At 43.2% G+C, this 24,503-nt stretch carries 27 protein-coding genes and 12 tRNA genes; 5 read left to right on the top strand and 34 right to left on the bottom strand.

Annotation, left to right across the window (positions count from 1 at the left end):
* Positions 1–96: 96 nt before the first annotated feature.
* The 13 genes from FHS45_RS19840 to FHS45_RS19900 all read right to left on the bottom strand — a co-directional run bounded on the left by FHS45_RS19840 (position 97) and on the right by FHS45_RS19900 (position 2,331).
* Positions 97–173: transfer RNA gene (locus FHS45_RS19840), tRNA-Ile, on the bottom strand.
* Positions 174–265: 92 nt separating this feature from the next.
* Positions 266–339 (bottom strand) — tRNA-Gly (locus FHS45_RS19845).
* 26 nt (positions 340–365) lie between these two features.
* Positions 366–442, bottom strand: a tRNA-Pro gene (locus tag FHS45_RS19850).
* A 5-nt stretch (positions 443–447) separates the two neighbouring features.
* Positions 448–524 (bottom strand) — tRNA-Arg (locus FHS45_RS19855).
* A gap of 61 nt (positions 525–585) precedes the next feature.
* Positions 586–670: transfer RNA gene (locus FHS45_RS19860), tRNA-Leu, on the bottom strand.
* Positions 671–727: 57 nt separating this feature from the next.
* Positions 728–812 (bottom strand) — tRNA-Leu (locus tag FHS45_RS19865).
* A gap of 5 nt (positions 813–817) precedes the next feature.
* Positions 818–893: transfer RNA gene (locus tag FHS45_RS19870), tRNA-Lys, on the bottom strand.
* A gap of 214 nt (positions 894–1,107) precedes the next feature.
* Positions 1,108–1,182, bottom strand: a tRNA-Gln gene (locus FHS45_RS19875).
* 9 nt (positions 1,183–1,191) lie between these two features.
* A tRNA-Asp gene (locus FHS45_RS19880) sits at positions 1,192–1,268 on the bottom strand.
* A 23-nt stretch (positions 1,269–1,291) separates the two neighbouring features.
* A tRNA-Glu gene (locus tag FHS45_RS19885) sits at positions 1,292–1,363 on the bottom strand.
* A 17-nt stretch (positions 1,364–1,380) separates the two neighbouring features.
* Positions 1,381–1,471: transfer RNA gene (locus FHS45_RS19890), tRNA-Ser, on the bottom strand.
* Between the two features lie 2 nt (positions 1,472–1,473).
* Positions 1,474–1,548, bottom strand: a tRNA-Asn gene (locus tag FHS45_RS19895).
* Positions 1,549–1,875: 327 nt separating this feature from the next.
* On the bottom strand, positions 1,876–2,331 hold the full coding sequence (locus tag FHS45_RS19900; RefSeq protein ID WP_062439102.1) for a SprT family protein: 456 nt from the start codon (positions 2,329–2,331) through the stop codon (positions 1,876–1,878).
* A 76-nt stretch (positions 2,332–2,407) separates the two neighbouring features.
* Between FHS45_RS19900 and cmpA the strand changes: the two genes are divergently transcribed.
* Positions 2,408–2,518, top strand: a complete 111-nt coding sequence (cmpA, locus tag FHS45_RS19905) for a cortex morphogenetic protein CmpA (RefSeq protein WP_085505089.1) — start codon at positions 2,408–2,410, stop codon at positions 2,516–2,518.
* Between the two features lie 42 nt (positions 2,519–2,560).
* Here cmpA and FHS45_RS19910 read toward each other — a convergent pair whose 3' ends face one another.
* The 15 genes from FHS45_RS19910 to acpS all read right to left on the bottom strand — a co-directional run bounded on the left by FHS45_RS19910 (position 2,561) and on the right by acpS (position 15,221).
* A complete protein-coding gene (locus tag FHS45_RS19910) occupies positions 2,561–4,729 on the bottom strand; it encodes a Tex family protein (RefSeq protein ID WP_062439100.1) in 2,169 nt (722 codons plus the stop codon).
* A gap of 112 nt (positions 4,730–4,841) precedes the next feature.
* Positions 4,842–5,417: a SpoIIE family protein phosphatase gene (locus FHS45_RS19915; protein ID WP_148349952.1), complete on the bottom strand. Its 576-nt coding sequence runs from the start codon at positions 5,415–5,417 to the stop codon at positions 4,842–4,844.
* Between the two features lie 17 nt (positions 5,418–5,434).
* A complete protein-coding gene (gene sigB / locus FHS45_RS19920; protein ID WP_062439098.1) occupies positions 5,435–6,226 on the bottom strand; it encodes an RNA polymerase sigma factor SigB in 792 nt (263 codons plus the stop codon).
* A complete protein-coding gene (rsbW, locus tag FHS45_RS19925) occupies positions 6,198–6,674 on the bottom strand; it encodes an anti-sigma B factor RsbW (protein ID WP_062439095.1) in 477 nt (158 codons plus the stop codon). The genes sigB and rsbW overlap by 29 nt, the downstream gene beginning before the upstream one ends.
* 1 nt (position 6,675) lies before the next feature.
* The gene (locus FHS45_RS19930; RefSeq protein ID WP_062439093.1) at positions 6,676–7,005 is read right to left on the bottom strand and encodes an STAS domain-containing protein; all 330 of its coding nucleotides are present in this window, start codon (positions 7,003–7,005) and stop codon (positions 6,676–6,678) included.
* Between the two features lie 65 nt (positions 7,006–7,070).
* Positions 7,071–8,081 (bottom strand): PP2C family protein-serine/threonine phosphatase, encoded by a 1,011-nt coding sequence (locus FHS45_RS19935; protein WP_062439089.1) that lies wholly within the window; start codon positions 8,079–8,081, stop codon positions 7,071–7,073.
* Positions 8,082–8,096: 15 nt separating this feature from the next.
* Positions 8,097–8,498 (bottom strand): anti-sigma regulatory factor, encoded by a 402-nt coding sequence (locus tag FHS45_RS19940; RefSeq protein ID WP_062439086.1) that lies wholly within the window; start codon positions 8,496–8,498, stop codon positions 8,097–8,099.
* 4 nt (positions 8,499–8,502) lie between these two features.
* Positions 8,503–8,859 carry an STAS domain-containing protein gene (locus FHS45_RS19945; protein ID WP_062439084.1) on the bottom strand — a complete coding sequence of 119 codons (357 nt, stop codon included), beginning with the start codon at positions 8,857–8,859 and terminating at the stop codon, positions 8,503–8,505.
* A 5-nt stretch (positions 8,860–8,864) separates the two neighbouring features.
* Positions 8,865–9,734 carry an RsbT co-antagonist protein RsbRA gene (locus tag FHS45_RS19950; protein ID WP_062439082.1) on the bottom strand — a complete coding sequence of 290 codons (870 nt, stop codon included), beginning with the start codon at positions 9,732–9,734 and terminating at the stop codon, positions 8,865–8,867.
* Between the two features lie 249 nt (positions 9,735–9,983).
* Complete coding sequence (locus tag FHS45_RS19955) at positions 9,984–10,334, bottom strand: type II toxin-antitoxin system PemK/MazF family toxin (protein WP_062439079.1); 351 nt, start codon at positions 10,332–10,334, stop codon at positions 9,984–9,986.
* 4 nt (positions 10,335–10,338) lie between these two features.
* Complete coding sequence (locus FHS45_RS19960; protein WP_062439076.1) at positions 10,339–10,620, bottom strand: hypothetical protein; 282 nt, start codon at positions 10,618–10,620, stop codon at positions 10,339–10,341.
* Positions 10,621–10,816: 196 nt separating this feature from the next.
* Positions 10,817–11,977, bottom strand: a complete 1,161-nt coding sequence (gene alr, locus FHS45_RS19965; RefSeq protein WP_062439075.1) for an alanine racemase — start codon at positions 11,975–11,977, stop codon at positions 10,817–10,819.
* A gap of 237 nt (positions 11,978–12,214) precedes the next feature.
* Positions 12,215–13,231: a LolA family protein gene (locus FHS45_RS19970; protein ID WP_062439073.1), complete on the bottom strand. Its 1,017-nt coding sequence runs from the start codon at positions 13,229–13,231 to the stop codon at positions 12,215–12,217.
* Positions 13,232–13,283: 52 nt separating this feature from the next.
* Complete coding sequence (locus tag FHS45_RS19975) at positions 13,284–14,801, bottom strand: bifunctional ADP-dependent NAD(P)H-hydrate dehydratase/NAD(P)H-hydrate epimerase (RefSeq protein WP_062439070.1); 1,518 nt, start codon at positions 14,799–14,801, stop codon at positions 13,284–13,286.
* 63 nt (positions 14,802–14,864) lie between these two features.
* Positions 14,865–15,221, bottom strand: a complete 357-nt coding sequence (gene acpS / locus FHS45_RS19980; protein WP_062439068.1) for a holo-ACP synthase — start codon at positions 15,219–15,221, stop codon at positions 14,865–14,867.
* Positions 15,222–15,695: 474 nt separating this feature from the next.
* Here acpS and FHS45_RS19985 point away from each other — a divergent pair, with 474 nt between their 5' ends.
* Positions 15,696–16,445 (top strand): rhomboid family intramembrane serine protease, encoded by a 750-nt coding sequence (locus FHS45_RS19985; RefSeq protein ID WP_062439065.1) that lies wholly within the window; start codon positions 15,696–15,698, stop codon positions 16,443–16,445.
* A gap of 250 nt (positions 16,446–16,695) precedes the next feature.
* On the opposite strand, the gene cshA is transcribed toward FHS45_RS19985, so the two are convergent.
* Positions 16,696–18,141, bottom strand: a complete 1,446-nt coding sequence (gene cshA, locus FHS45_RS19990; RefSeq protein ID WP_062439063.1) for a degradosome RNA helicase CshA — start codon at positions 18,139–18,141, stop codon at positions 16,696–16,698.
* A 225-nt stretch (positions 18,142–18,366) separates the two neighbouring features.
* Here cshA and FHS45_RS19995 point away from each other — a divergent pair, with 225 nt between their 5' ends.
* Together FHS45_RS19995 and FHS45_RS20000 are read left to right on the top strand one after the other, a co-directional pair.
* Positions 18,367–19,296 (top strand): DMT family transporter, encoded by a 930-nt coding sequence (locus FHS45_RS19995; protein ID WP_062439061.1) that lies wholly within the window; start codon positions 18,367–18,369, stop codon positions 19,294–19,296.
* 25 nt (positions 19,297–19,321) lie between these two features.
* A complete protein-coding gene (locus FHS45_RS20000; protein WP_062439146.1) occupies positions 19,322–20,179 on the top strand; it encodes a DegV family protein in 858 nt (285 codons plus the stop codon).
* A gap of 62 nt (positions 20,180–20,241) precedes the next feature.
* On the opposite strand, the gene FHS45_RS20005 is transcribed toward FHS45_RS20000, so the two are convergent.
* The 4 genes from FHS45_RS20005 to FHS45_RS20020 form a co-directional block, all read right to left on the bottom strand.
* Positions 20,242–20,928 (bottom strand): alpha/beta hydrolase, encoded by a 687-nt coding sequence (locus FHS45_RS20005; protein WP_062439058.1) that lies wholly within the window; start codon positions 20,926–20,928, stop codon positions 20,242–20,244.
* A gap of 124 nt (positions 20,929–21,052) precedes the next feature.
* A complete protein-coding gene (locus tag FHS45_RS20010) occupies positions 21,053–21,442 on the bottom strand; it encodes a YppG family protein (protein ID WP_062439056.1) in 390 nt (129 codons plus the stop codon).
* A 139-nt stretch (positions 21,443–21,581) separates the two neighbouring features.
* The gene (locus FHS45_RS20015) at positions 21,582–21,842 is read right to left on the bottom strand and encodes a glutaredoxin family protein (RefSeq protein WP_062439053.1); all 261 of its coding nucleotides are present in this window, start codon (positions 21,840–21,842) and stop codon (positions 21,582–21,584) included.
* A 179-nt stretch (positions 21,843–22,021) separates the two neighbouring features.
* Positions 22,022–22,657, bottom strand: coding sequence for an SDR family oxidoreductase (locus FHS45_RS20020; RefSeq protein ID WP_208416577.1), 636 nt, complete (start codon positions 22,655–22,657; stop codon positions 22,022–22,024).
* A gap of 126 nt (positions 22,658–22,783) precedes the next feature.
* Between FHS45_RS20020 and FHS45_RS20025 the strand changes: the two genes are divergently transcribed.
* A complete protein-coding gene (locus tag FHS45_RS20025) occupies positions 22,784–23,881 on the top strand; it encodes an SDR family oxidoreductase (protein WP_062439051.1) in 1,098 nt (365 codons plus the stop codon).
* A 122-nt stretch (positions 23,882–24,003) separates the two neighbouring features.
* Here FHS45_RS20025 and FHS45_RS20030 read toward each other — a convergent pair whose 3' ends face one another.
* Positions 24,004–24,465: a hypothetical protein gene (locus tag FHS45_RS20030; protein ID WP_062439048.1), complete on the bottom strand. Its 462-nt coding sequence runs from the start codon at positions 24,463–24,465 to the stop codon at positions 24,004–24,006.
* Positions 24,466–24,503: the final 38 nt, after the last annotated feature.

Consider the following 24,503-nt stretch of genomic DNA (forward strand, 5'->3'; position numbering starts at 1 on the left):
TGTTTGCACTGCTAAAGTGCGTTGTTCATTTCCTCATATAATGAAGAAATTATATTGACGTACTGGTTGGTTCGTTCAGTTTTCAAAGATCAAATATGGTGGGCCTGAGTGGACTTGAACCACCGACCTCACGCTTATCAGGCGTGCGCTCTGACCAACTGAGCTACAGGCCCCAATTAATTCAATAAGATTAATGGAGTACTTACAGCACACCATTGTTTTTTAACAATGAAGCAAATTCATCGTTGTGAAAAAATCGGAATAATGGAGCGGGTGATGGGAATCGAACCCACATCATCAGCTTGGAAGGCTGAGGTTTTACCACTAAACTACACCCGCATATGAAATTGAAGTTGTTACTTCGATGGTCGGGAAGACAGGATTCGAACCTGCGACCCCTTGGTCCCAAACCAAGTGCTCTACCAAGCTGAGCTACTTCCCGTAAAATGGCGCGCCCGAGAGGAGTCGAACCCCTAACCTTCTGATCCGTAGTCAGACGCTCTATCCAATTGAGCTACGGGCGCTTAATAAAGCGACATCTTCTAATGTAACACTTCCTGATGTTTAAGTCAACAACTTTTTTAGTGCGGCCGAGAGGACTTGAACCTCCACGGGGTGAACCCCCACTAGGCCCTCAACCTAGCGCGTCTGCCGATTCCGCCACGACCGCATGATTAAACGAACCGGAAACAAAATTAAAATGCTGCGTATTACAACAAGGAATAAATGGTGCGGGTGGAGGGAGTCGAACCCCCACGCCGTAAGGCACTAGATCCTAAGTCTAGCGTGTCTGCCAGTTCCACCACACCCGCATAAATGGTGAGCCATGAAGGATTCGAACCTTCGACCCTCTGATTAAAAGTCAGATGCTCTACCAACTGAGCTAATGGCTCGTTATTTAATGAAGTATTACAATCTAATTGAGCAATGTGCTCGTCTCGTTGCTAGCTTATTCGGTGAAGCATCCGCTCCTCGCAAAGCCTACGGTGATGTAGTGCAAAGAAGTTTACGGCTTCTCTACCAACTGAGCTAATGGCTCAAAAAGCGACATTGACCATTATATGATTAGCAAACTCTAAAGTCAATGGTAAATTTTGAAATAAAAAATGGCTGGGCCAGCTGGATTCGAACCAGCGCATGACGGAATCAAAATCCGCTGCCTTACCGCTTGGCTATGGCCCAAACACATAATGGCGGTCCGGACGGGACTCGAACCCGCGACCTCCTGCGTGACAGGCAGGCATTCTAACCAACTGAACTACCGGACCTATTTTTAATTCTAATAAGAAAGTGACCCGTACGGGATTCGAACCCGTGTTACCGCCGTGAAAGGGCGGTGTCTTAACCACTTGACCAACGGGCCATTTAGGCAAAATAAAATGGCGGAGAAGGAGGGATTTGAACCCTCGCGCCGCTTACGCGACCTACACCCTTAGCAGGGGCGCCTCTTCAGCCACTTGAGTACTTCTCCACTGGCTCCACCGGTAGGATTCGAACCTACGACCAATCGGTTAACAGCCGATTGCTCTACCACTGAGCTACGGTGGAATAATGTCATTAGTATTTCATTGAATGATAACCAAGTTTTTATGCTCGTCGTTCAACCCCTGACTTATTATTTCTTACCTTATCAGGTGTGTTGAACTCCTCGCAAAGCCTACTGCGAAGTGATACAAGTTGTTTACGGCTTCGCTACGGTGGAATAATGTCATTAGTATTTAAGGTTTGCTGTTGAAACAAACAACAGCGACGTTAAATATATTATAATATTTATCCAAGCTTGTCAAACACTTTTTCAAAATTGTTTCTGTGTGTTTGGTTTGTTTTTTTAAGGCTTATTTAATTTAACATGGGTACTAAGATTCGTCAATATATCTAGCTATGTTTTTTTAATTTTCCCCGACATTTTCCACAACGGTATCGTTTTGTGTCGACTCTCCTCGCTCTGGCATAGGTCTGGCCGCATTTCTCGCAATAATAATGATGCTTCTTTTTCTGCTTCTGGGACGGCAGTTCAGAACAGAACCTCGGTGAGCCTGTCCGTTTCAGCAACTCGCGAAATTCCGGGTCACGGTGCTTGTATCCTTTCCCTTCAATATGCAAATGATAATGGCAAAGCTCATGCTTGATGATGCCGATGAACTCTTCTTCCCCTATCTCTTTTAAAAATTTAGGGTTCAATTCAATGGTACGCCGGGCTGGTATGTATCTTCCACCCGTAGTACGAAGCCGAGAATTGAAACATACGTGATCAAGGAATGGTTTATCGAAATATTTCTCTGAAATTTGCTGGGTAAGATTTTTCAATTGAGCCTGTTCTAATTCCATCATATAGTCACACCACCTACGTTACTTGCATATCTTATCATAGCACTTTCATTTTCTCATCAAGGAGGTTACAAACAAAATGCCTGGCTGGTTAAAAAAACAGATGGCAAATGCTTTTTATCACAAAGATAAGTATCAAATAAAAATGTTGAACCAATGCTGGTTCTTTTACAAAAAGGAATACAAATAAAAGATACCAGAAATAGTGCTATCCTGGTATCTTTTATTTGTATTATTTATTTACCATCGTCAATGCGATCCGCTGCTTATCCATATCTACTTTTTCCACCCATACGGTAACCACATCACCGACAGCGACGACATCCATTGGATGTTTAACAAATTTGTCGGCTAATTTGGAAATATGGACAAGCCCGTCCTGCTTGACTCCGATATCAACAAACGCACCGAAGTCGACGACATTACGGACTGTACCTTCCAATTCCATTCCTTCTTCTAAATCTTCCATCGCAAGTACATTCTTTTTCAGCAACGGCTTAGGCAATTCATCACGGGGATCCCTGCCTGGCTGTACCAATGATTTAATAATGTCCTGCAAAGTAGGTAACCCAATTCCAAGTTTCTCTGCTGTTTCTTCTGTCTCCATCCCTTTTAGGCTGTCGGCAAGCTGCTGCGTACCAAGGTCTTCTTCACTACTGTCGACCATTTTTAATAAATCTCTTGCTGCCTGATAGCTTTCGGGATGGATCGGGGTACGATCTAATGACTCCTTCCCCTCTATGATCCGCAAGAACCCAATACTTTGTTCGTACGTTTTTGCCCCTAGTCGCGGGATTTTTTTCAGTTCTTTACGGTTCGTGAACTTCCCTAGCTCTTCTCGCTGCTTTACGACATTATTAGCCACCGTTTTGCTTAAGCCGGATACATATTGCAGCAAGGAACTGGAGGCTGTATTGACATTCACACCTACCTGGTTAACGGCAGTTTCTACTACAAATGTCAGTGATTCTTTCAGTTTCTTCTGGGTGACATCGTGTTGATACTGACCGACGCCGATTGATTGCGGGTCTATCTTCACCAGTTCAGCTAAAGGGTCCTGGACACGACGGGCAATCGATATGGCACTCCTCTCTTCCACTTGCAGGTCAGGAAACTCTTCCCGCGCCAATGTTGAAGCGGAATAGACACTCGCCCCGGCTTCATTGACTATCATATAAGCAATGTCAAGACTATGCTTTTGAATCATATCAGCAATGAATTGCTCTGTTTCCCGGGAAGCTGTCCCGTTTCCAATCGCAATTAATTCAACTGGATATTTGTCTAAAAAGGATAGTAATATCTTTTCTGCACCTTTGATATCATTCCTTGGCGGAGTTGGATACATCACGGAAACACTGTGCATTTTTCCGGTTTCATCGATAACCCCCAGTTTACAGCCCGTCCTGTATGCCGGGTCAACCCCCAGTACTGTTTTCCCTTTCAATGGGGGCTGCAGTAACAGGCTTCTCAAATTTTGAGAGAAAACTTCAATCGCCTGCTCCTCGGCTTTTTCAGAAAGACTGTTTCGTATTTCTCTTTCTATCGATGGTTCAATCAGCCGCTTGTACCCGTCCTGAATTGCAGTTGTTAAAAAGTCACGCATCTTCTGAGTTGCCTCAATGTGTATCACCTTGCGTTCCAGATAAGAAATAATACTTTCTTCGGGCGGCTGGATAGAAACTTTGATGATCCCCTCTTTTTCTCCGCGATTCAACGCTAAAACCCGGTGGGATACAACCGCTCGTACTGGTTCCTGATAATCATAATACATTTCAAATACGCCTTTTTCGTCCACTTCCGAATCTTTAGCGGTCGACTGGATCGTACCAGATTTGAATGTCCGCTGCCTGATCGCTTCCCGGTATTCGGGCTCATCTGATATCCATTCGGCAATAATATCATTCACCCCAGCTAATACATCCTCCACCGTATGTAACTCCTGTTCTTCTGAAACATACACAGCAGCTTCCTCTGCCAGGTCGAACTTCTTTTGAGACCAGACCATTTCCGCTAATGGTTCGAGTCCTTTTTCTTTAGCAATTGTTGCACGTGTCCTTCTTTTTTGTTTATAAGGACGATACAGATCTTCCACCTTTTGAAGCTGTGGTGCCTGTTCAATACTTTCTCGAAGTTCGTCTGTAAGCTTTCCTTGTTCATCGATTAAACGGATGACCTCTTCTTTGCGTTGGTTCAAATTCTGGACATAGTTCCATTTATCTTCAATGGTTTTGATTTGCACCTCATCTAGTCCGCCAGTCATTTCCTTTCGATAACGAGCAATGAAAGGAACAGTGTTACCATCCGCAAGCATGTCGATAACTTGCTGTACTGCCTTTTCAGAAATATTCGCTTCTTTAGCCACCCATGAGATCGGTGACACTTTTAGACCTTGTTCACTCAAGTTGCAACCTCCTCAAACATACATATCTTCTTCATTCTAACAAATTTCCTCCTCCTATACCTCGCGATAAACTAAAAAGAACCTTATCCCAATTCCAATGAGATAAGGTCCTCTATTCGTATTTCATAGCGATTAGCGTCGTATCATCATCACGAGTATCACCATTTTCAATTTCGTATTGCTTGATAATACGGTTTACATCGAAATCATGGAATAACTTTGAGGAAAGTTGACGTTCATTCACGCCATCAGAGAACATGATGAAAACTAGTCCACGTTCCAACTTACCATGCACCACCCGCATTTTTTTCGGATACCCAGTGAGATAACCGGCAAGTGGTATGTTACGTTTCTTCTGCCCTTCACTAGTCACTGTCATGATCCCAATGTTACCAATTGAGGAATAGGAATAGGTTTCACTCGGGTAATCGATTTTCAAAATCCCCAGCACTACCCCTCGTTTGCTCATAAGTGCTTCGTTGCATTTTTTGATTAAACCTTCAATTGGCAAATCAGGATAGTCTTCGATCATATCCATGACAGCCTGCGAAGATTCTTTGGCCAATTCACCACTGCCAAGCCCATCGGCTATCGCGCAAACAAAAGATTTATCCGTTTCTTTATAATAATAACTATCCCCACAATAATAGTTTCCCTTTTTAGGCTTTTGATAAGTTGCAATCTTCATGCGACTTATTTCCATACTCAATAAAAAGCCTCTGATGATTCAGATTGCAGGGCTTCACGGAGTTTTCTTAACGCGCGCCGTTGTAGTCGGGATACATGCATTTGGGATATTCCCAGCTGCTCACCGGTATCCTTTTGACTCATATTCTCAAAATAGGTGCATTGTAGAATTTCCTGTTCACGCTCTGAAAGAATAGGGAGCACTTTTTCCAATAGCATCTGCTGGTCGACATGTTCGAAACCGGCTTCCTGGTTACCGATCAAATCCAGGATCGTTACCGTGCTTCCATCAGAATCAGCTTCAATTTTACGATCGACAGACAGTGCTTTGTAACTTTTGCCCATTTCCATCGTTTCCAGTACATCTTCTTCAGATACTTCAAGATAATCGGCAATTTCCATTACGGAAGGAGAACGCTGCAATTGCGTAGTCAATTCTTCTGCTGCTTTTTTAATTTTCGGTCCTAATTCTTTAATACGTCTCGGTACATGCACACTCCATGTCTTGTCACGGATGAAACGTTTGATTTCTCCAATGATCGTAGGAATGGCAAAGGATTCGAATGATTTGCCGAAAGATGGATCATATCTGCGGATAGCAGCCAACAGACCTAACATCCCTACCTGGGCTAAATCCTCGTGTATCGAGCTGTTTTTCGAATATTTTCGTGCTATCGATTCGACTAGGTCTTTATAGGCTAGTACTATCTTTTCCTGGACCTCTTCATCTCTGGGATTCTCCTGGAGATAAGCGATCCATTGGTATACTTCGTCTTCCCCTTTATTGTGTTGTTGAGATCTGGTCGCCATCTTGACCCACCTCGTTTTCATGTAGATACTTCGTCATAAGTACTATGACTCCATATCTGCTGCTGATTTCCACCTTATCCATCAAGGCGTCAATCAAAAACAGCCCGAAGCCTCCTTCACGCAAGTCTTCGATAGCATCGTTCTGCTGGTAAGGACCGATATCTTCTTTTACATTGGAAAGGTCGAAACTGCCGCCGTGGTCAGCCACCATTATCTCTAAACGGTCTTGATAGACACCGAAACCGATGGTGATATCTCCTTCATCTGACTCTTTATAAGCATGTTTGACAGCATTGGTAATCGCTTCTGAAATAGCAACCTTCAGGTCTTCGATGTCTTCATAAGAAAAACCCATCCTGTTTGCAACTCCAGAAGTGCTCAACCTGACCACGCCTACATACTCCGGCTTAGCAGGCACCTTTATTTCAATAAAATCAAATGGTTCCATTTTAAATTCCACCTTGTACTGTAGAGTCGATATTCATGATCTCGGTAAGCCCGGTGATTTTGAAGAGACGGTGCACACGTTCTTGCATATGGACCAGTTTCAATTCAGAGTTATGTTCTTTGGTAGATTTCAAAGCACTGATGAAAACACCTAGGCCTGTACTATCCATATAGTTAACATTTTTCAGGTCAACTTCAACGGTTGTTCCCTCATCTTTCGTCAAAGGCAGCAGCTCTTCTTTCAGCTTCGGAGCTGTAAACGCATCAATTTCACCTGAAAGCGTAACCACTGTTTTATGCTCTTTATTTGTTACATCTATAGTTAAGTTCAATTAACTCATCCTCCTATTTAGCTAAAATGGTGCATCAGATGACATGTACCCATTATTAAGAAGGCTTAAACATTCCTTCTTAGCACAACGAGAGTAAAGTCGTCCCTTAACTGGAAGTCCTGTAACTTTTCAAAATGCTTGTAGACCTGTTCCACCATTTCCTGTGCAGGCAGATCCATATATTTTTTTATGATTTCTAATACTTCTTCCGGCTCGATGAACCTGTCGCCCTGTCGGCATTCTGTCACGCCGTCTGTCAGCATGATAATCATGTCGCCAGGATCTACTTGTTGTTCTTTTTGCGGATATTCTGCATCTTTCGTAACCCCAAGTACCAGGCCAGGAGCATCCATTTCGCAAAACTCGCCGCGATCATGATGATAATAATAACCTGGTTCATGACCGGCAGATGAGTAATATAATTTATGGCTCTGCGGATTATACAGACCATAAAACATCGTAATAAACATGCTGGAATCGACATTTCGTTCCACCACACGATTTAAGCTTTCCAAAATAACACTAGGCTCCATGCGTTTATGCGGAAAACTGTCCATGGAATATTTGATCATAGACATACATAAAGCTGCTGGAACCCCTTTACCAATCACGTCAGCGATCCCAATCCCAAGCGAACCTTCCTGGTCTTGTACAAAATGATGGTAATCTCCATTCATTTGCTTGGCAGGAACACTGATTGCCCCAATTTCGATGCCATCAAAATCGGGTTTTTTTGTAGAAAGAAGAGTCTTCTGCATATTGGCAGCCACGGACAGCTCAGACTTAAGCTCAAGCTGCTTCTCTCTTAAAGCTTGATGTTCTTGATAAGCTAGCCCATAAGAAATCATCGTTTCTAATAGAAAGTTCATCGAAGCCTGGATATCAGCAGGCATCTCGGGATAAATCTCCTGTAATGACTGGACATGAATATTAATGATTTCTTCTGGTGAAATGTTGTGCTGCATCGAATGTTTACTGAATTGCTCTGCCTGATATAAAGCTTGTTCATCTTTAGTTCTGATGTATTCTTTCAATAGTTCTTTATAGTTTTCAAGGTCAAGCTTCAAGGTGCTCATCGTTTACAACCTCCTTTAACGGAGCCATTTAACAACTTTAATTTCTGTGCCTTTCCCTTGCTCGGACACAATATCGAATTCGTCCATCAATCGTTTAACACCAGGAAGTCCTGCTCCGAGTCCCCCAGAGGTAGAGAAACCATCTTCCATTACCTGACTCAATTCCTCGATACCAGGCCCCTCATCTATGGCAATGATACTTAAACCTTTGTGGTTCATATCATCAATGGCCTCAAAACAAACCTTTCCACTCCCTGCATATAAATAAATGTTTCTTGCTAATTCAGAAATGGCAGTCGCGATACGCGCTTGGTCGACCGTACCGAAGCCGATTTTTTTTGCGATGTCCCGTCCCAATTGACGAGCCCCGACAATATCCCATTCCTTTTTAATATTCACACAGGATTGGAAGTCCATTCGCTTATTCCTCCAATTCCTGACGAAGTTTGATCAGCCCTTGTTCTAAGTCTAATGCCGTCGGTACATCTTGCAAATGTATTCCAAGGTCGATCAACGTCATCGCAACAGCTGGCTGAATACCAGTCAAGACAACTTTGGCACCCATTAAATCAGACATGGTCACCACGTCTCCCAACACCTTAGCGATGAAGGAATCAATGATGTCCACTGAAGTCAAATCGATGACTACACCTGTAGCGCCGCTTCCATGTATCTTGTTCAGCAGATCTTCTTGAAATTGAATGGCTGTCTGATCATCTAAATCGATCTGAATAGAAATCAACAAGTAATTATGCAACTTTAAAATAGGAATTCTCACAGCCTTCACTCCCCATCCAATGAATCAATTAGTTTTTCAATACTTTCATCTTTTTCTTCTGTTGTAACAATCTTGCGGTTGGTAAGCTCAAGCGCTGACTGGAAGCCTTTGCGCAGAGAGCTCTTTGTCGGGAATTTGGTCAAATCAATACCCAGGTTTACGATTGTCTGGGCGATTTCAGGACGGATCCCTACCAGAATACACGTGGACCCAATCAGCCTTACCGCTTCGGCAGCCTGGATGATATGATGGGCAACCATTGTGTCGACAACTGGTACTCCTGTTATATCAATTAAAACCACATCCGCGTGGTGTTTGATGACTCCATCAAGCAAGTTTTCCATAATCAATTTCGCACGTTCTGTATCAATTGTTCCGATCAACGGCATGACCGTAATATTTTCCATGACAGGAATCAGTGGTGCAGATAACTCCTGAAGAGCTACACGTTGTAACGAGACGATATGCTCCCAGCTCCCAGAGTACTCATTCACCAGACGATTGATGATTGGTCCGACCCATGCATCTACTTTCTGCATGACTCTGGATAAGTATTCGGAGTCTACTTTATCTGATTGACTTAAGATGAAATCTATTGTTACTCGACGAAACACCTGCATTCCATCCGTCAAATAACTCAATGGCCACCCCAGGTTGATAAGCCGCTCTGAAAAATCATCCAACTCTGAGCTTAGTCCTTGCTTTTCTATACTTGCAAATATCACATTGACAAATTCTCTATTCGTACTTTCAAATAATTCATCTGAGATGGTGGAGGTGTACTCCTGGTTCTTGCTGCTTTGTACTTCCTCCAGCCACATCTTAACAATATCGTTACTGTTTTCAAGCACAAGGCTCTTTAAATTGGCATCCATGTTTAACCCCCGCAAAAATTGACCATTATTTTAGTTTATTAAACATTTTCCCATGAAACGTCACCTTAATCAAATAATAACTTCTTTTTGTCCTTTTCTGATAGCCCTTCCGACATATTTCGCCTGTACTCTACATTATATTATTTCCACGTCCGCTACAATAACCCAAAAACTGGGGTTTTTCCTTTGAGTAAAATGGGTAGTGATTTTATGTATATAAAAAACCGCCCGGTTCAGGAGCGGTTCAGGTTAAAACGCTATTAAGCCGAGGCTGATCTGTAAGGCCTCGTCGACATGTTTCATCATCTTTTCATCCAGCTGCGTTATTTTGTCTGTCAGCCTTTGTTTATCAATGGTACGGATTTGTTCTAATAATATAACGGAATCACGTTCAAAACCATATTTCTCAGCATTGATTTCAACGTGTGTCGGGAGTTTGGCTTTTTGTATTTGCGCTGTGATGGCAGCCACGATGACTGTGGGGCTGAAACGATTTCCGATATCGTTTTGGAGAACTAATACAGGGCGGACACCGCCTTGTTCTGACCCCACCACAGGGGATAGATCAGCGAAATAAACATCGCCGCGTTTGACTATCAAATCTTCACACCCCGCTCACTAGGCGTTCTAGGGTGTTCTCCGCCTCCTCTTCCGCCTGAAAAGCTTCAGAAGCTATATTAAGATTGATTTTAGCCATCTCCATGTAACCGTTTCTCATGGACTCTCTAATGTGCCGCTTTTTCTTCTCCCGCAAATACATTTTGGTCGCCTGATACATGAAATCGCTCCAATCTCCATTCTCAAGTTGCACTACCCCGTCCACTTCTTTCAACATACTTTGAGGAAGTTTGATTGTGATTTCCCGTAGATTGTCGGACAAGACCATCCACCTCCACCATCCACTTTTGTTAGAAAAACTTATACTTTGTATTTCTTCTAAAGTATAAAAACCAGTCTATAATTCCATTCTCATATTACCACTCTCTCGGGCGTATTGCAAAGGGCTGTCGGTATTTTTCCTGAAATTGTGTTTTCTTTATTATTGCCCAGGGTACAGGAATATATTGTCACCTTCCCCTTTATTAGCTCGTGACCGGATTTTTAACCTCAATCAATTGCCCATTTTCGTAATATATCCTCGGCACGCGTGAACTGATGATGCAAGGGATCTCATAATTGATGGTATGCAAATAGGCCGCTATCTCATCCATGGGAATTTCTTCCTTTCCCTGTTTTCCTATCAAAGTGACTTTCTCCCCTACCTGATATGGGTGATCAAGCTTCACCATGAACTGATCCATACATATCCTGCCTACAATTGGCATACGTTTTCCATCAATCAATACATCCATTCCTTGCAGCTGTCTGATCCAGCCATCGGCATATCCGAGCGGGACTGTACCTATCCATTCATCTTCTTCCGCGCAATACGTAGCTCCATAGCTGATACAGTCCCCTTTTTTCACTTCTTTCACATGGACGAGTCTGCTATGGAGGGAAAAGGCTGGCTGCAAATCAACTGGATGCTCTTCTTTTACGACAGGAGAGGGGTACAATCCATATAGACTGATTCCGAATCGGAGCATATCTTCTTCCTGCTCAGGAAACCGTAAACTTGTCGCACTATTACTGGAGTGAAAAGCAACTGGCTGCTGCCATTTTTCTTTTAAAAGGGTTCTCATATCATCATATGAGCGTCGTTGGCGTTCAAAATAAGCAAAATCCGCTTCGTCCGCGGTAGCAAAATGAGTGAACACACCTTCCAGTAAAATCCTGTCATCATCCAGTTCTGTTAGCAATTCCGCTAATTCCTCGTGATGTCGGATACCGACCCGCCCCATACCAGAATCCCACTTCAAGTGGAGCTTCAATGGGCGTGGCAGATCCAAGTGTTTTACTTCCTGCAGCCACTCTTTTTGGAAAAACGTAACCGATATATTATTAGCTGCGGCAATAGGAGCGTCTTGGCTTCGTATCCACCCCATTACTAGAATAGGAGCAGTTATGCCTTGGTTCCGAAGTCTAAGAGCTTCATCCAACAAGGAAACTGCCAGGGCATCGGCTCCCGCTTCCATCGCCTTCTTTGCCACTTGAACATCCCCATGCCCATAGGCATTTGCTTTAACTACAGCATATATCTGCTTGTCATCAGGGATATGATTTCTAATTTGTTTGATATTATGCGCTATCGCATCCAGGTTGATTTCTACCCAGGAATCACGATAAAAAGTTTCAATTGCCAAAGCTGTCTTCTCCTCTCACCATTCCTTTCCGTCTATTATTGATGGAGGGGGCTTCCCTGTCAAACCCCTGGTTCACTTAAACATCGCCTGGTTTCATTTCGATATAGGGGAGTATAGGGTCTGGGAAACGACTCGCTTTCCACATGGAAGGCGCCACCGAAGCTCAACCTTCATTAATATTTAATAGGGATAGCACAAAAAAATAAAAGCAGACCCTCTGAGCCTGCCTGATTGGAATTATTTTTCTGACTGCTCATAGACAGAGCTTGCAACAGCGATCATTTCTTCTTTTGTTAATGATTCACTGGCCAGGCGGAAGTTCACCCCTTTGTAGTTCCATTCCAGTATCGATTCACTTTGCGCACCGACGGTGAAGCCCAAGTTGACTGGCTCCCCTTGTACAGGAACGACATCTGAAGTGCTTACAGTTTGAACTTCTGCCTGTTCCTCGATTAGCGTGAAGTTCTTTTCTCCTTCAAACTTCATAATAATCCGCTTACCGTTTTCTAAATCAACCTCTTGCTTTTCGGTCATTTCGGTTCCGAGCTGCTCAGACGGATAAAGAACCGCGAGTGTTTTTTCCCCCTCCATGTTCATGACGGGAACTTCACTTTGTACAGCTGCCATATTCTTTTGGACTTCAAAGTCTTCATCCTTGAACGAAGGATCCTTCGTGAAGTTGGAGAACTGGACTTCTACGAGTGCCTGCATATCCTGATCATAGACTTTAACCAGTACCGGCTGGTATGTCTTCTTATCGAAATAGACTTCCTGATAAGGGAGCGATTTGCTATTTTGATAGTTTGTCTTGGTCTTGAACATATAATAGTCTTCCATAGCTGTGAATGTTGATTCTGGGTCTTTCAGAATGTCCTGCACTAAAGATTCATATAAATAGGGCTGGCTGCTGTTTTGCGGCCATTCGCTTTGGAATTTAAAGCTCTTGTTCAAGGCAGGTGTCAATACGTACACACCATCTTTATTTTTCAATATCACTTGACTGCCTTCTTCATCCTGATCGTGCTGGAGCTTCACACGGTAGAAGTCCTTTTTCTTATGCCATACTTCTATATGGTATTTCTGTTCCTCTTTCCCAGTATTCATCGTCATTGTTGCATTTGTTTTATACCCGCTCATCTTTTCGACCTGTTCTTCCAGGTTCTTGACGACATCTTCTTTTGATTTTTCTCCACATGCTGTGAGCAGGACGAAGAACAGTGAGGCGAATAAGAGCAATGCCATTCGTTTCTTCATGAATTCAACTCCTTTGTCTCATTTCGAGGACAAAGGGAACGCACTCACCTGATTAACTAGAAAGTGTACGAAAAGCTTGGGATAGACCTTCAATTAGGTCAGTCGCTAACAAGTCTGCCTTGGAATGTCCCTCAGTTGTAAGAAGTTCAGCAGCTTTCCCATGAAGAAAGCAGCCATTGCATAAAGCTTCGGTAATGGACTGTGATTGCATCATTAAGGCAAGCAGGATGCCCGATAACACATCACCGCTGCCTCCCTTGGCTAAACCTGCATTCCCGGAAGTATCTACCACTTGAGTTCCGTCGGGCGCTGTAATAATTGTGGATGGTCCCTTCAAGACAATGTAGACTCCATGATTGTAGGCGAATCGCTGCGACCACTCAAATGGCCTTGCCAACAGTTCGGTAACTGTTATTCCTAACAGGTGCGCCATCTCACCAGGGTGAGGAGTCAACACGGCAGGGCCGGTCCTGTTTTTCAACACATCCAGCAGCTGCTTCAGATGGTAGAGGCCATCCGCATCAATCAATACAGGAACGTCCGCTTCTTCTACCACTTGCTGAACGATGGTGCGCGAGGCATCCGATCTGCCCATCCCCATACCGATCCCAACAGCATCATAACCAGTGAAGTCCACCTCCACTCTCTCAGCAAGCACACCATTTTCCTCCGACGTTGATACAGCTGTCGCCTCGGGAATATGCACAGATACAGAAGGCCAGGCACTTTTCGGGGTTGCAACTGCAGCCAGTCCAGCTCCAGACCGAAGCGCGGCCCGCGCAGAAAGAGCTATCGAACCTGGCATCAGGTAGGAACCACCGATAACTAAAGCCTTCCCATGCGTCCCTTTATGGGAATATGGGTGACGCTCCGGCAGGGTAGGACGTGCATGCTCACTGCTCCACAGTGATACCGACGTTTTTTTCAACTTCTTAGCAGGTAAGCCGATTTCCACCACCTCCCATTCACCATAATAAGGTGCAGTGTGAGGAAGGAAGGCACTCAACTTTGGCGCGGCGATGATACACGTATAGTCAGCCTGCAAACCGTCAAAATCAGTGATGCCCTCATCTGCAGGAACTCCTGTCGGGATATCGACAGCAATTTTCAACGCTTGTGACTGGTTAGCATAGGCTGTAACCTGATCAAACGGCGGCTTGAGTTTGCCATAGACACCGATTCCGAGCATGGCATCAATGATAACATCTGCCTGGTCCAGTTCACGGAACAAAACATTCACCTTTGTGAGGTGTGCCAGCTCAAAGCCCGCTCCAAGATACAACTGCTTATGCACAAGTGCATCCCCTTTGATCTTTTCATCAGAGACGAGCTGCCATGCCTTCACGGAGTACCCCCTATTCAATAAAGTCCGCGCGATGACAAAACCATCTCCACCATTATTGCCCGCTCCGATCAGTACAACGATGTGCTGATCATTTCGAACACGCTTTTCTACTTGTTCAGCTACAGCCCGTCCGGCATTTTCCATTAAAATTCTTCCGTCCATTCCGGCTTCTTCTATTGATTTGCGATCCCAATCGTACATTTCATGTGCGGTGACAATATACACAATCGTTCCCTCCTACCCGCATTAAACTATATGAGACAACCATTTCAATTATGCAAGACGCTTCTACTCTTCAATGACAACCTGAGCGATGGCATGCTGTTCACTATGAGAAATAGAAACCCATATTTTCAAGTGTTCATAGCCGTGCAGCTTCATCTCAGGCCCCCCATGCTCACTGCGGGAAATTTCTATATCTTGAAAGCTTACTTTTCCAATGCCAGTGCCCATCGCCTTCCCTAAGGCTTCCTTGGCAGCGAAGCGGCCAGCGACAAATTCTATTTGCCTGGATTCATTTTTATAGGCGGCGAGCTGCCCCCGCTCCTTTTCAGTTAAAATCCTTTGTACAAAGCGGTCATTACGCTTTATAATTTGATTAATTCGATCCAATTCTATAAGATCTATCCCAATGCCCTTGATCATTGCAATCTTCCTTTTAGTTTTTATTAATTTCAGTATAACCGAAAAGGCAGACACGAAAAAATATAACTGTTCCGCCGTTTGCATAGACTAGAAAGACAGGAATAAACTTGCCTTGATTTTGCACAGTGTGGGATAAATAACCATAATAACAGCTTTTACAGAACGCTCTAATCACAAGTATGGTTTCGTTACTCTATTCATAATAATGGGGACTTGGAAATGGTGAGACTCCTCGAAAATGTATCCACATTTTCTTCGTGCGTGGGATTAGTCAGGATGAAAATTCAATGTCCTGCGGGAAAGGATAGACTGGCAAGACCCCACAGAGCTTTAGCTCGAGGAGGCTTGCCGTCTTCCCCGCGGAAAGCGAGCTATTTCCTAGTCCCCATTTCCTCCACACAAAAGTAACGAAACCAATCTTCAATAAAAGAGAGCTTTCATTGTAAAATTTCCAAAAACAAAAGGGGATGAAATATGTTTGTTCGTACCGAAAACTTTAAAGAATTCCTACGTTTTTACCCGGTCGTTTCCATCCTGGTGGCCATCCACCTCGTTCTCTGGATGTTGATCGACTTGTTCCAATTCGGCTTCGCCCATGAATGGCTCCGGACGGGGATTGGACTTAATACTGCCATTACTGCCGGAGAGTATTGGAGGTTAGTCACTCCAATTTTTCTACATGCAGGACTCGGTCATGCCATTTTTAATTCTTTTTCACTTGTACTATTCGGACCTGCGCTTGAACAAATGCTTGGTAAAGTGAAATTCGTGGTCATGTATTTATTTGCTGGCATCATAGGGAACATAGCTACATACCTGTTCAACCCGGATTCCTATATTCCCCATCTCGGCGCCTCCGGAGCGATTTTCGGCATTTTTGGCGTCTACCTGTACATGGTAGCCAATCGTAAACATTTGATAGATCAGGCTAACTCTCAAATTGTTATGGTGATTTTGGTCCTTGGCGTTGTCATGACATTTGTACGACCGAATATCAATATCCTCGGACACATTGGGGGTCTCGCCGGAGGTTTTTTCATTGCCCCGCTCGTTTTGAAAAACGCCAGGCCTTTTTCCGTGTGGAGAAATCGAAGTCCCCGGAATGAGGGAGAGATTTCCTTTAACCCTAACCGTTGGAAGAAACGACGCTTCTCATGGAAAAAAGTCCTGTGGGTAATCATCATCCTTCTGGTGATTCTCGGACTGTTCGGAAGAATGACATAAAAACAACGAAATAACAACACAAACCGAGCATGAAAGCTTTCCGCTTACATGCTCGGTTTGTTGTTGAACGATTTTATCCTGTTCTACCCATTGAACGCTTCCCCTGTCATCGTGCTCATGAATCTTCTATAAATGAGAAATAACCACAACTGTAATGCTACGCGATTTTGCAGGGTGAAAGTTTTCAAGTATAAAAAAACCACCAGTACGAAGACTGGTGGTTTTTTATGGCAATAGTTTTGTGGTGACGTTAGCTGCGGCCGCCACGCTTTTGGTTGAATTTACGATTACGAGAATTCTTCCGGTTGAAATCGCGTTTTTTATCATTGCGCTTATAAGGCTTTTTCTTGCCTTTGTCATATTGAGCCTTTTTAACACTGATCGGCTGTACGCCAGAAAGGCGGACCGGAGTTTCCCGACGCTCTTTCGTCATCAATTTCAGCGCTGCTGCTACAAGCTCCATAGAATCATGCTGCTGCAGCAACTCATTCGCTGCCTGATGGTAAGCCTTCAGGTCGCTGCTTTCCATGGTTTTAAGCAGCTTATCCACAGCTACCTGCTGTTGGCCGCGCTGGGCTTCATCATTTGATGGTACATCCAGACGTTCTACTTTCTTCTTCGTCAACTTCTCAATCAAATGCAATTGAGCTTTTTCTCGATGCGTAATAAAAGAAATTGCTTTTCCTTGGCGTCCAGCGCGTCCTGTTCTACCGATACGGTGGACATAACTTTCCGGATCCTGCGGGATATCAAAGTTATATACGTGGGATACTTCAGAAATATCGAGTCCACGAGCTGCTACGTCTGTTGCAACCAGGATTTCAACTCTTCCCTGCTTGAACTTATTCAATACAGACATACGCTTTCCTTGAGTCAAATCCCCATGGATTCCTTCCGCACGGAAACCACGTGTTTGCAACCCATCTGTCAACTCATCAACACGGCGCTTTGTACGACCGAAGACAATAGCGAGCGCTGGTGCCTGTATATCTAACAAGCGAGTGAGCGCGTCGAACTTTTGTCGCTCTTGCAGTTCTACAAAGTACTGTTCAATGTTTTCAACTGTCATTTCTTTCGCTTTAACCTTAACCTCTTCCGGCTTCTTCATTAAGGTAGAAGCGATGTCACGAATCGCCTTTGGCATAGTAGCTGAGAACAACAGTGTCTGGCGTTGTTCCGGGATAGATTTTAGGATATCTTTGATATCATCGATGAATCCCATGTTCAGCATTTCATCCGCTTCGTCAAGCACAGCGGTGTGCACATTAGCCAATTTGATGGTTCTGCGACGGATATGATCCAACAGGCGTCCTGGAGTCGCTACCACGATCTGATTCTGATCTTTTAATGCACGGATTTGACGGTCCATGTGCTGGCCGCCATAAATAGGAAGTGCGCGGACACCTTTGAACTTACCGAGACGATTGATCTCTTCAGCTACCTGGATAGCAAGTTCACGAGTAGGTGCAACCACAAGGCCTTGGATATCATTGCGATCCTGATCGATTTTTTCAATCATCGGGATACCGAAAGCTGCTGTTTTCCCTGTACCTGTCTGCGCCTGGCCAATAACGTCACGCCCTTGAAGCGCCAATGGGATTGTTTGTGCTTGTATCGGTGTTGTCTCTTCAAATCCCATTTGATCTAACGACTTCAACACCGGTTTAGTTAAACCTAATGAATAAAATGTAGTCACGTTCTTTTCATACTCCTTTGATATAAAATCTTTTATACAATTTCTATAGTAAGTCACGTAAAAAAAGCCTTTCCCCCAACTTACGGAAGAGGCTGCCGCTCCACTTGTCCGATAGATTCATCCATCATAACATACGACCAATTTTTATTCTACCTATTTTTCAGATGCTTTTCAAACAGATGAATGATAAAATGGAAAAAAACTGATGCAACAAGGAGGGATCCGATGGATAAGCCTCCATTTAATCCATATATTGCTGTCTTCATCGGGGTAATCTCCGTTTCAACAGCAGCAATCTTCGTAAAGTTGGCGGCAGAAGCTCCAGCTTCTATTATTGCTAATTATCGACTACTAATCGCGGTTTTAATCATGGCGCCATACATCTTCTGGAAATATCGTCATGAATTCAGCAAAATCTCATTGATGGACTGGATACTGGCGTGTTTTGCCGGTATCTTTCTCGCCCTCCATTTCATTTTATGGTTTGAGTCTTTAAACTATACATCGGTAGCGAGTTCAGTCGTTCTAGTCACCATGCAGCCCATCTTCGCATTCCTTGGTACCTACCTCTTTTTCCAGGAACGGTTCACAGCGGGAGCTCTTCTAAGTATGGTAATTACCCTTACCGGAAGTGTCATCATCGGCTGGGGGGACTTACAAATCAGTGGTATGGCATTGCTTGGTGATATTCTTGCATTACTGGGCGGCGCTATGGTGACGGGATATTTTTTGCTGGGTCAAAACCTGCGAAAGCGGTTATCTTTGATGACCTATACGTTTGTCGTATACGCAATGGCATCCGCAGTTTTAATCATCTATAACCTGATTCTGCAACATCCGTTTACCGGTTATCCATCTGATCATTGGTGGGTTTTCATTGCGTTGGCAATTATCCCGACCTTTTTTGGCCATACCATGTTCAACTGGGCATTGAGGTGGCTCAGCACCTCTACCATTTCAATGAGTATCCTGTTTGAACCACTTGGTGCTTCCATTCTCGCTTATATCATTCTGGGAGAAATGATTACATGGGAGCAGTGGCTTGGCGGTACTATCGTCATATTCGGATTGATGATGTTCATTTTCAGCACAACTAAAAAAATGGCGCCTAAATTGACACGTTTAAGTAAAGCAAACCAGGAAACGGAAAAATAAAAACATTTGAGAGCAGGTGTTAATGTTGACTATCCAACTGATTATAGACGGAGGAGCAGATGTACCCCAAGAGTTAGTGAATAAATATAACCTAAAAATCGTCCCTTTGAACCTGCATTTCGGGGATGAACAATATAAAACTGGGGAAACGCTTGATTTGCCTTTGTTTTATGAAAAATTGAAACAGACCGATGAGCTGCCGCGCTCGTCTGCACCCAGCCCTTACGATTTTTATCAGGCTTGCAAAGATATAGACCCGGATAAACCGATTCTTGTGCTCGCTTTGACCAAAGGGCTAAGCAGCACTTACGAAAGTGCGGTAATGGGAAAAGATATGTTATTAGAAGAAGAACCAGACAGACAGGTTATTGTTTTGAATACAAAGACAGCATCCTCCGGAGTGGCGCTCCTCGTCCATGAAGCAGGAAGGAAGATAGATGAAGGATATGATTTGAAGCAGCTTTCCTCTCATATGGAAGAACGGATAGAGAAAACCACGACATTGTTCATTTTGCAGACACTGGAGAATGTAATTAAAGGTGGACGATTAGACAAAGTCCGAGGTGCTATTGCCAAAACTTTGAACATTAAATTGTTGATGAAAGCAAGTGATGATAAAGGCGATATCGAAGTGATTGAAAAAGTCCGCGGAAATAAAAAAGCATTCCGCCGATTTGTGGAACAAATCGGTGAATATGCCAATAACTTTGAAGATCGTGTCATTTCACTATCCCACTGCAATAGCGAAGAGCTAGGACGTACGGTATTAAATGATATCAAATCGAAATATAATTTCAAAGACAATCTGTTTATGGAAACAGGACCTTTGATTTCAACTTACGCAGGAGAAGGCGGTCTCGTCATCGCTTTCTTCAGGGATTAAATCCAAAAAGAATCCGGCATGATGGATATCCATCATGCCGGATTCTTCATGTTTTCCCTTGATTATCTGGTTAAAAATGACATGACTGTTTCAAATAATTCTTCTTTATCTTTCCCGTAGCATATTAAATGCTTAGACTCCTTCATAAAAACCAGCTGCTTATCTGTTGAAGGAATTTCCTGTTCCAGATAAATTGCTGCTTTATCCGGGACCATTTCATCTTGTTGCCCCTGTATAATTAGCACCGGTACCTGTACTTCCTTCAAAAAAGGCCGCGTAAATCGGATCAATTTTACAAACTCAATGGAAGAAGGAAATGGCGTCTGTTTCAATTTATCCTGGTAATGAAGGAAAAGATCGTTATCTGCCAGTGTACCTTTCAAGGCCTCTGCCACAAAATCTGTGATATCCTTATACATTTGAGGCACACTGATATATTTTCCTGCTGCCGATAATAACACAAGACGATCCACTTTGTACTTTCCAGCAAGGTAAGCGGCAATCATCCCGCCCATAGAAAATCCGATCACATACACAACATCACAAGTCTTCGCCAATTTAAGGAAAGCAAGTTCGGCTGTCGCTATCCACTCTTGATAGTAACGCCCTTTTAAGTCAAGCTTCCTACCATGACCAGGAAGAGTCGGGACTTCAAACATCCAATTCGTTCTTTGTTCTAAGTAGTCCACAAGCGGCTGAACCTCATAGGGACCGCCTGTATAACCGTGAATGCATAAACAACCGATCATGTTCGTTCCTCCTATGTAGATTAGAAAAACTTGGCTTGCAGCCAAGTTTTTATGGCGAAAGCCTTAGTCTTTACTTAAAGTACAAAAAAATAAGCAAGCGTCCAAGTCCTTGCCCTGCACGCTTTTAACGCATTCCTTTAATAAAGCCGCCAATCCCTTTCATAATTGGGGATAACTGGTTGGCCGTCTGAGCTAATTGCCCAACCGTTTTCATCATTTTATCCATATCCAGCTGGCCGTTTTGATCCTGGAAATACCCCGCCATATTTTTAGGGTTCATGCCACTATTTGCGAAAAAAGGTTGCTGACCATAATTATTATACATATTATTCTGTTGAGGAAACATAGGTTTCGTATAAAGTTCAAATGGATTCCCAGGCGTCGGAGCCATTTCCCAGTTCTGCGGTTGATTATAAAAATTCTCTTCCATCATCGGCTGGTAATGGTAGGGATATTGCGGATCCTGAAAAAATGGATCATCCTGGTAAAAATTTCTTTTTTGATAGGAAAACATGTTGCTCACCCTCTTCCTTTCTACAACAGCCTATGTGCCTAAGAAAAAAAGGTGATTGGATAAAGATAACCTTCTTAAAGTAAAAAAAAAGACAAGTGATCGCATCACTTGTGCTTAAGAGCTATATTATTTCCGCACATTAAGAATTAAAAGAAAAATCATTATAGATTCCAAGCAACCTTCGCAGCTTTCCTTGTTGGAAGCCTAATACTTTGTTACCGTCAATGAAGGTTGCGGGCGTTCCATATATTTTTTGTTGCTGCAATTCTTTAAAATGAGTTTTATTTTCCGATACATTTTTTTCTTTAAAATCTACATTCCATTCTTTTAATTTAGCGATTACTTTTTTACAATGCGCACAATTATTGCTGACATAGACAACAACTTCGTGTTCCGACATCGATGTGCCCCCTAAATAAATCCGAGTAATACTTCTCACTATACCTTTCAGTGCGTAGTATATAAAGATGTCTACCCCGATCTCATAAGGGCTAAACCTCTTTCTTGAAATTTTAATAAAAAAATAAAGAATGTCATCATACCGACATAAGCTGCCCCTTTATAAGGACAGCTTTTTCATTAGTATGCCAGTACTTCCTCCAACTGGGTATCTCCTTCTAAAATTTCAAAAGATCCCTTTTCCGCTCGTGGAACACTTAACAAGTATGCTAATGTTTCGGCTACATCTTCCCTGGAAATACTGCCGAACTCATTTAATTTTTCTCCAAACGTGATTTTCCCTGTACCGGGGTTGTTCGTTAAACCTCCTGGACGTACAATGGTGTAATTTAAACCCGACTGTTTCAAATGCTCATCTGCACGATGTTTAGCATATAAGTAATGCTTCATCGCATCTGGTCCTTCCCCTGGAGTATCTGCTCCCATTGAACTTAACATGACATAACGTTTAACACCGAACCGTTTAGCAAGCTCAACGGACTTGATAGCTCCTTCCTGGTCGATCACTACCGTTTTTTCCGGTCCGGTATTTGGTCCAGACCCTGCGGCGAACACTACTGCATCTATTGTATAATAGGCTCGGGAGAAGTCACCTTCCAGGTCACCCAACACTGTTTCTACACCCATTTCTTCAAATTGGGGAACCTGGTTCGTATCTCTCACCATTGCTACAGGCACATGCTCTGAGTCTTTCAACTTTTTTATCAATAGTTTACCAACTTTCCCGTTGGCTCCAATCACTAATACGCGCACCATATCATCCTCCTTTAAACCGCTCTCTCTTCTTCATTCCCGTGATGATTTTTTTATAAACAATTACAGGAAATTCCAGGTAAACCATCGAATTATAACGAATAAGATAAAAGGAAGGTGGCGTTTGAAATGGCAAATACATACTTTTTCACAGGCTTTCCAGGTTTCCTCGCTTCACATTTAATAGAAGAAATCCTTCGTCAAGGATACGCCGTAGACAAAATTTATTTGTTAACATTGAAACAAACGAAAAGCCAGGCAGAAAATTCAATTAAGGAAATCATAAAAGGGAGCTATCTGTCTGAAGACCAAGTGGAGGTGATGGAAGGAGATATCACTACACCTGGGCTCGGCATCGACCACCCCATTGCAGATACGTGGATGGATGAAATCACCCATTTCTTTCATCTGGCTGCCATCTATGATTTATCCGTTCCTTTAACCCCTGCCTGGCAGGTTAATGTCAATGGAACAAGACATGTTAATGAATGGGTAAAGCAGTTGAAAAATCTGGAGCGATACGTTTACTTCAGTACAGCCTATGTTTCAGGTAAGCGTTCTGGCACGATTTTTGAAAACGAACTGGAACATGATGCCGGCTTTAAAAACCATTATGAATATACTAAATATGAAGCAGAAAAATTGGTGCTTGAGATCAAAGAGGACGTGCCGACGACCATCATTCGTCCTGGCATCGTAGTTGGTGATTCCAAACATGGTACAACATCCAAATTCGACGGCCCTTATTTTATTCTTAATATGCTGGCACATATGAGCTACGCTCCCCTTCTCCCTTATTTTGGCGCAGGTAAAGTAGAAGTCAATCTCGTTCCATGGGACTATGTGGTCCAAGCCACTATTCATCTCAGTCATCACCATGTCGGCAGCGGTAAAACATACCACCTCACCGATCCTGCTCCATTGACTGCCAAAGATATATATAAACTGTTTGCCCAATCTTACCTTTCCAAGGAACCAAGCTTTACTGTACCTCTTGGCTGGGCCGGGAAATCTTTGAAGCTGCCCCTGATTCGCAAGTGGCTTGGCATGCCCAGGGAAGCCTTAGACTATTTCACTTGTGACAGTCACTATGATGCTTCACAAGCGGAAAAGGATCTGGCAGACACACCTTTTGGATGCCCTGACTTTCCCAGTATTCAAGAACAGCTTGTTCATTATTACAAAACCAACCGTAAGAATCCTGATAAACAAGTAACGATTCATTGAGTTAAAGCCGCACTGCCAATGCTATCGTCCTTCTATACAATAGCTGATGCACTTTTTGTTTTCTTTGATAGAGAAGTAAAAAATCCCTAAGAGCGACAGGGTAATTAGCCTGCTCTTAGGGATTAATATATATTTATGGAAGAAGAGTCGGTCGTCTTTCTCCATACGCGCTTTTCTGTTACCATCTCTCCCCGCCTTCTCCTTACCTTTCGAAGTTGCTTGAAGGGAGAAGCTAACGAAGGCATATAGATGGAAAAAGGGAGCATTACCAGGGATAGGAAAAACATCGCTACCTGAAGCCGTAAAATCATAGTGCCTGGCATAATCGCATTCGCGTCAGGCTGAAACAATAGAAAATCACGATACCATCCGAACCATTGGATACCTTCGCTGAAAAAAAGGCCGGCCAGAAGAATTGCGTTCATGATTAACAGGGATATCATAGCGGTATGATACATCAGATGTACCTGTTCCTTTTTGGCGCCTTCTTCATACCTCCATATCATCCCCATTAAGAATATTGCCACAGATATATAAGGAAAAATCATCCATAGTACCAGAGCCGATAAATTCATGTCGACCACACTATCCTCTCCCTTTCAAATGATTTCACTATTTATAT

Origin of the sequence: Thalassobacillus devorans (assembly GCF_011761345.1) — a bacterium.
Taxonomy (GTDB): Bacteria; Bacillota; Bacilli; order Bacillales; family Halobacillaceae; genus Thalassobacillus; species Thalassobacillus devorans.

Excerpts from the sequence above, each read along its gene's own strand:
- FHS45_RS19900 (WP_062439102.1), bottom strand. The coding sequence starts at position 2,331 with ATGATGGAATTAGAACAGGCTCAATTGAAAAATCTTACCCAGCAAATT.
- cmpA (WP_085505089.1), top strand. The coding sequence starts at position 2,408 with ATGCCTGGCTGGTTAAAAAAACAGATGGCAAATGCTTTTTATCACAAA.
- FHS45_RS19915 (WP_148349952.1), bottom strand. The coding sequence starts at position 5,417 with ATGAAGATTGCAACTTATCAAAAGCCTAAAAAGGGAAACTATTATTGT.
- sigB (WP_062439098.1), bottom strand. The coding sequence starts at position 6,226 with ATGGCGACCAGATCTCAACAACACAATAAAGGGGAAGACGAAGTATAC.
- rsbW (WP_062439095.1), bottom strand. The coding sequence starts at position 6,674 with ATGGAACCATTTGATTTTATTGAAATAAAGGTGCCTGCTAAGCCGGAG.
- FHS45_RS19935 (WP_062439089.1), bottom strand. The coding sequence starts at position 8,081 with ATGAGCACCTTGAAGCTTGACCTTGAAAACTATAAAGAACTATTGAAA.
- FHS45_RS19940 (WP_062439086.1), bottom strand. The coding sequence starts at position 8,498 with ATGGACTTCCAATCCTGTGTGAATATTAAAAAGGAATGGGATATTGTC.
- FHS45_RS19950 (WP_062439082.1), bottom strand. The coding sequence starts at position 9,734 with ATGGATGCCAATTTAAAGAGCCTTGTGCTTGAAAACAGTAACGATATT.
- FHS45_RS19960 (WP_062439076.1), bottom strand. The coding sequence starts at position 10,620 with ATGGTCTTGTCCGACAATCTACGGGAAATCACAATCAAACTTCCTCAA.
- FHS45_RS19970 (WP_062439073.1), bottom strand. The coding sequence starts at position 13,231 with ATGAAGAAACGAATGGCATTGCTCTTATTCGCCTCACTGTTCTTCGTC.
- acpS (WP_062439068.1), bottom strand. The coding sequence starts at position 15,221 with ATGATCAAGGGCATTGGGATAGATCTTATAGAATTGGATCGAATTAAT.
- FHS45_RS19985 (WP_062439065.1), top strand. The coding sequence starts at position 15,696 with ATGTTTGTTCGTACCGAAAACTTTAAAGAATTCCTACGTTTTTACCCG.
- FHS45_RS19995 (WP_062439061.1), top strand. The coding sequence starts at position 18,367 with ATGGATAAGCCTCCATTTAATCCATATATTGCTGTCTTCATCGGGGTA.
- FHS45_RS20005 (WP_062439058.1), bottom strand. The coding sequence starts at position 20,928 with ATGATCGGTTGTTTATGCATTCACGGTTATACAGGCGGTCCCTATGAG.
- FHS45_RS20010 (WP_062439056.1), bottom strand. The coding sequence starts at position 21,442 with ATGTTTTCCTATCAAAAAAGAAATTTTTACCAGGATGATCCATTTTTT.
- FHS45_RS20015 (WP_062439053.1), bottom strand. The coding sequence starts at position 21,842 with ATGTCGGAACACGAAGTTGTTGTCTATGTCAGCAATAATTGTGCGCAT.
- FHS45_RS20020 (WP_208416577.1), bottom strand. The coding sequence starts at position 22,657 with ATGGTGCGCGTATTAGTGATTGGAGCCAACGGGAAAGTTGGTAAACTA.
- FHS45_RS20025 (WP_062439051.1), top strand. The coding sequence starts at position 22,784 with ATGGCAAATACATACTTTTTCACAGGCTTTCCAGGTTTCCTCGCTTCA.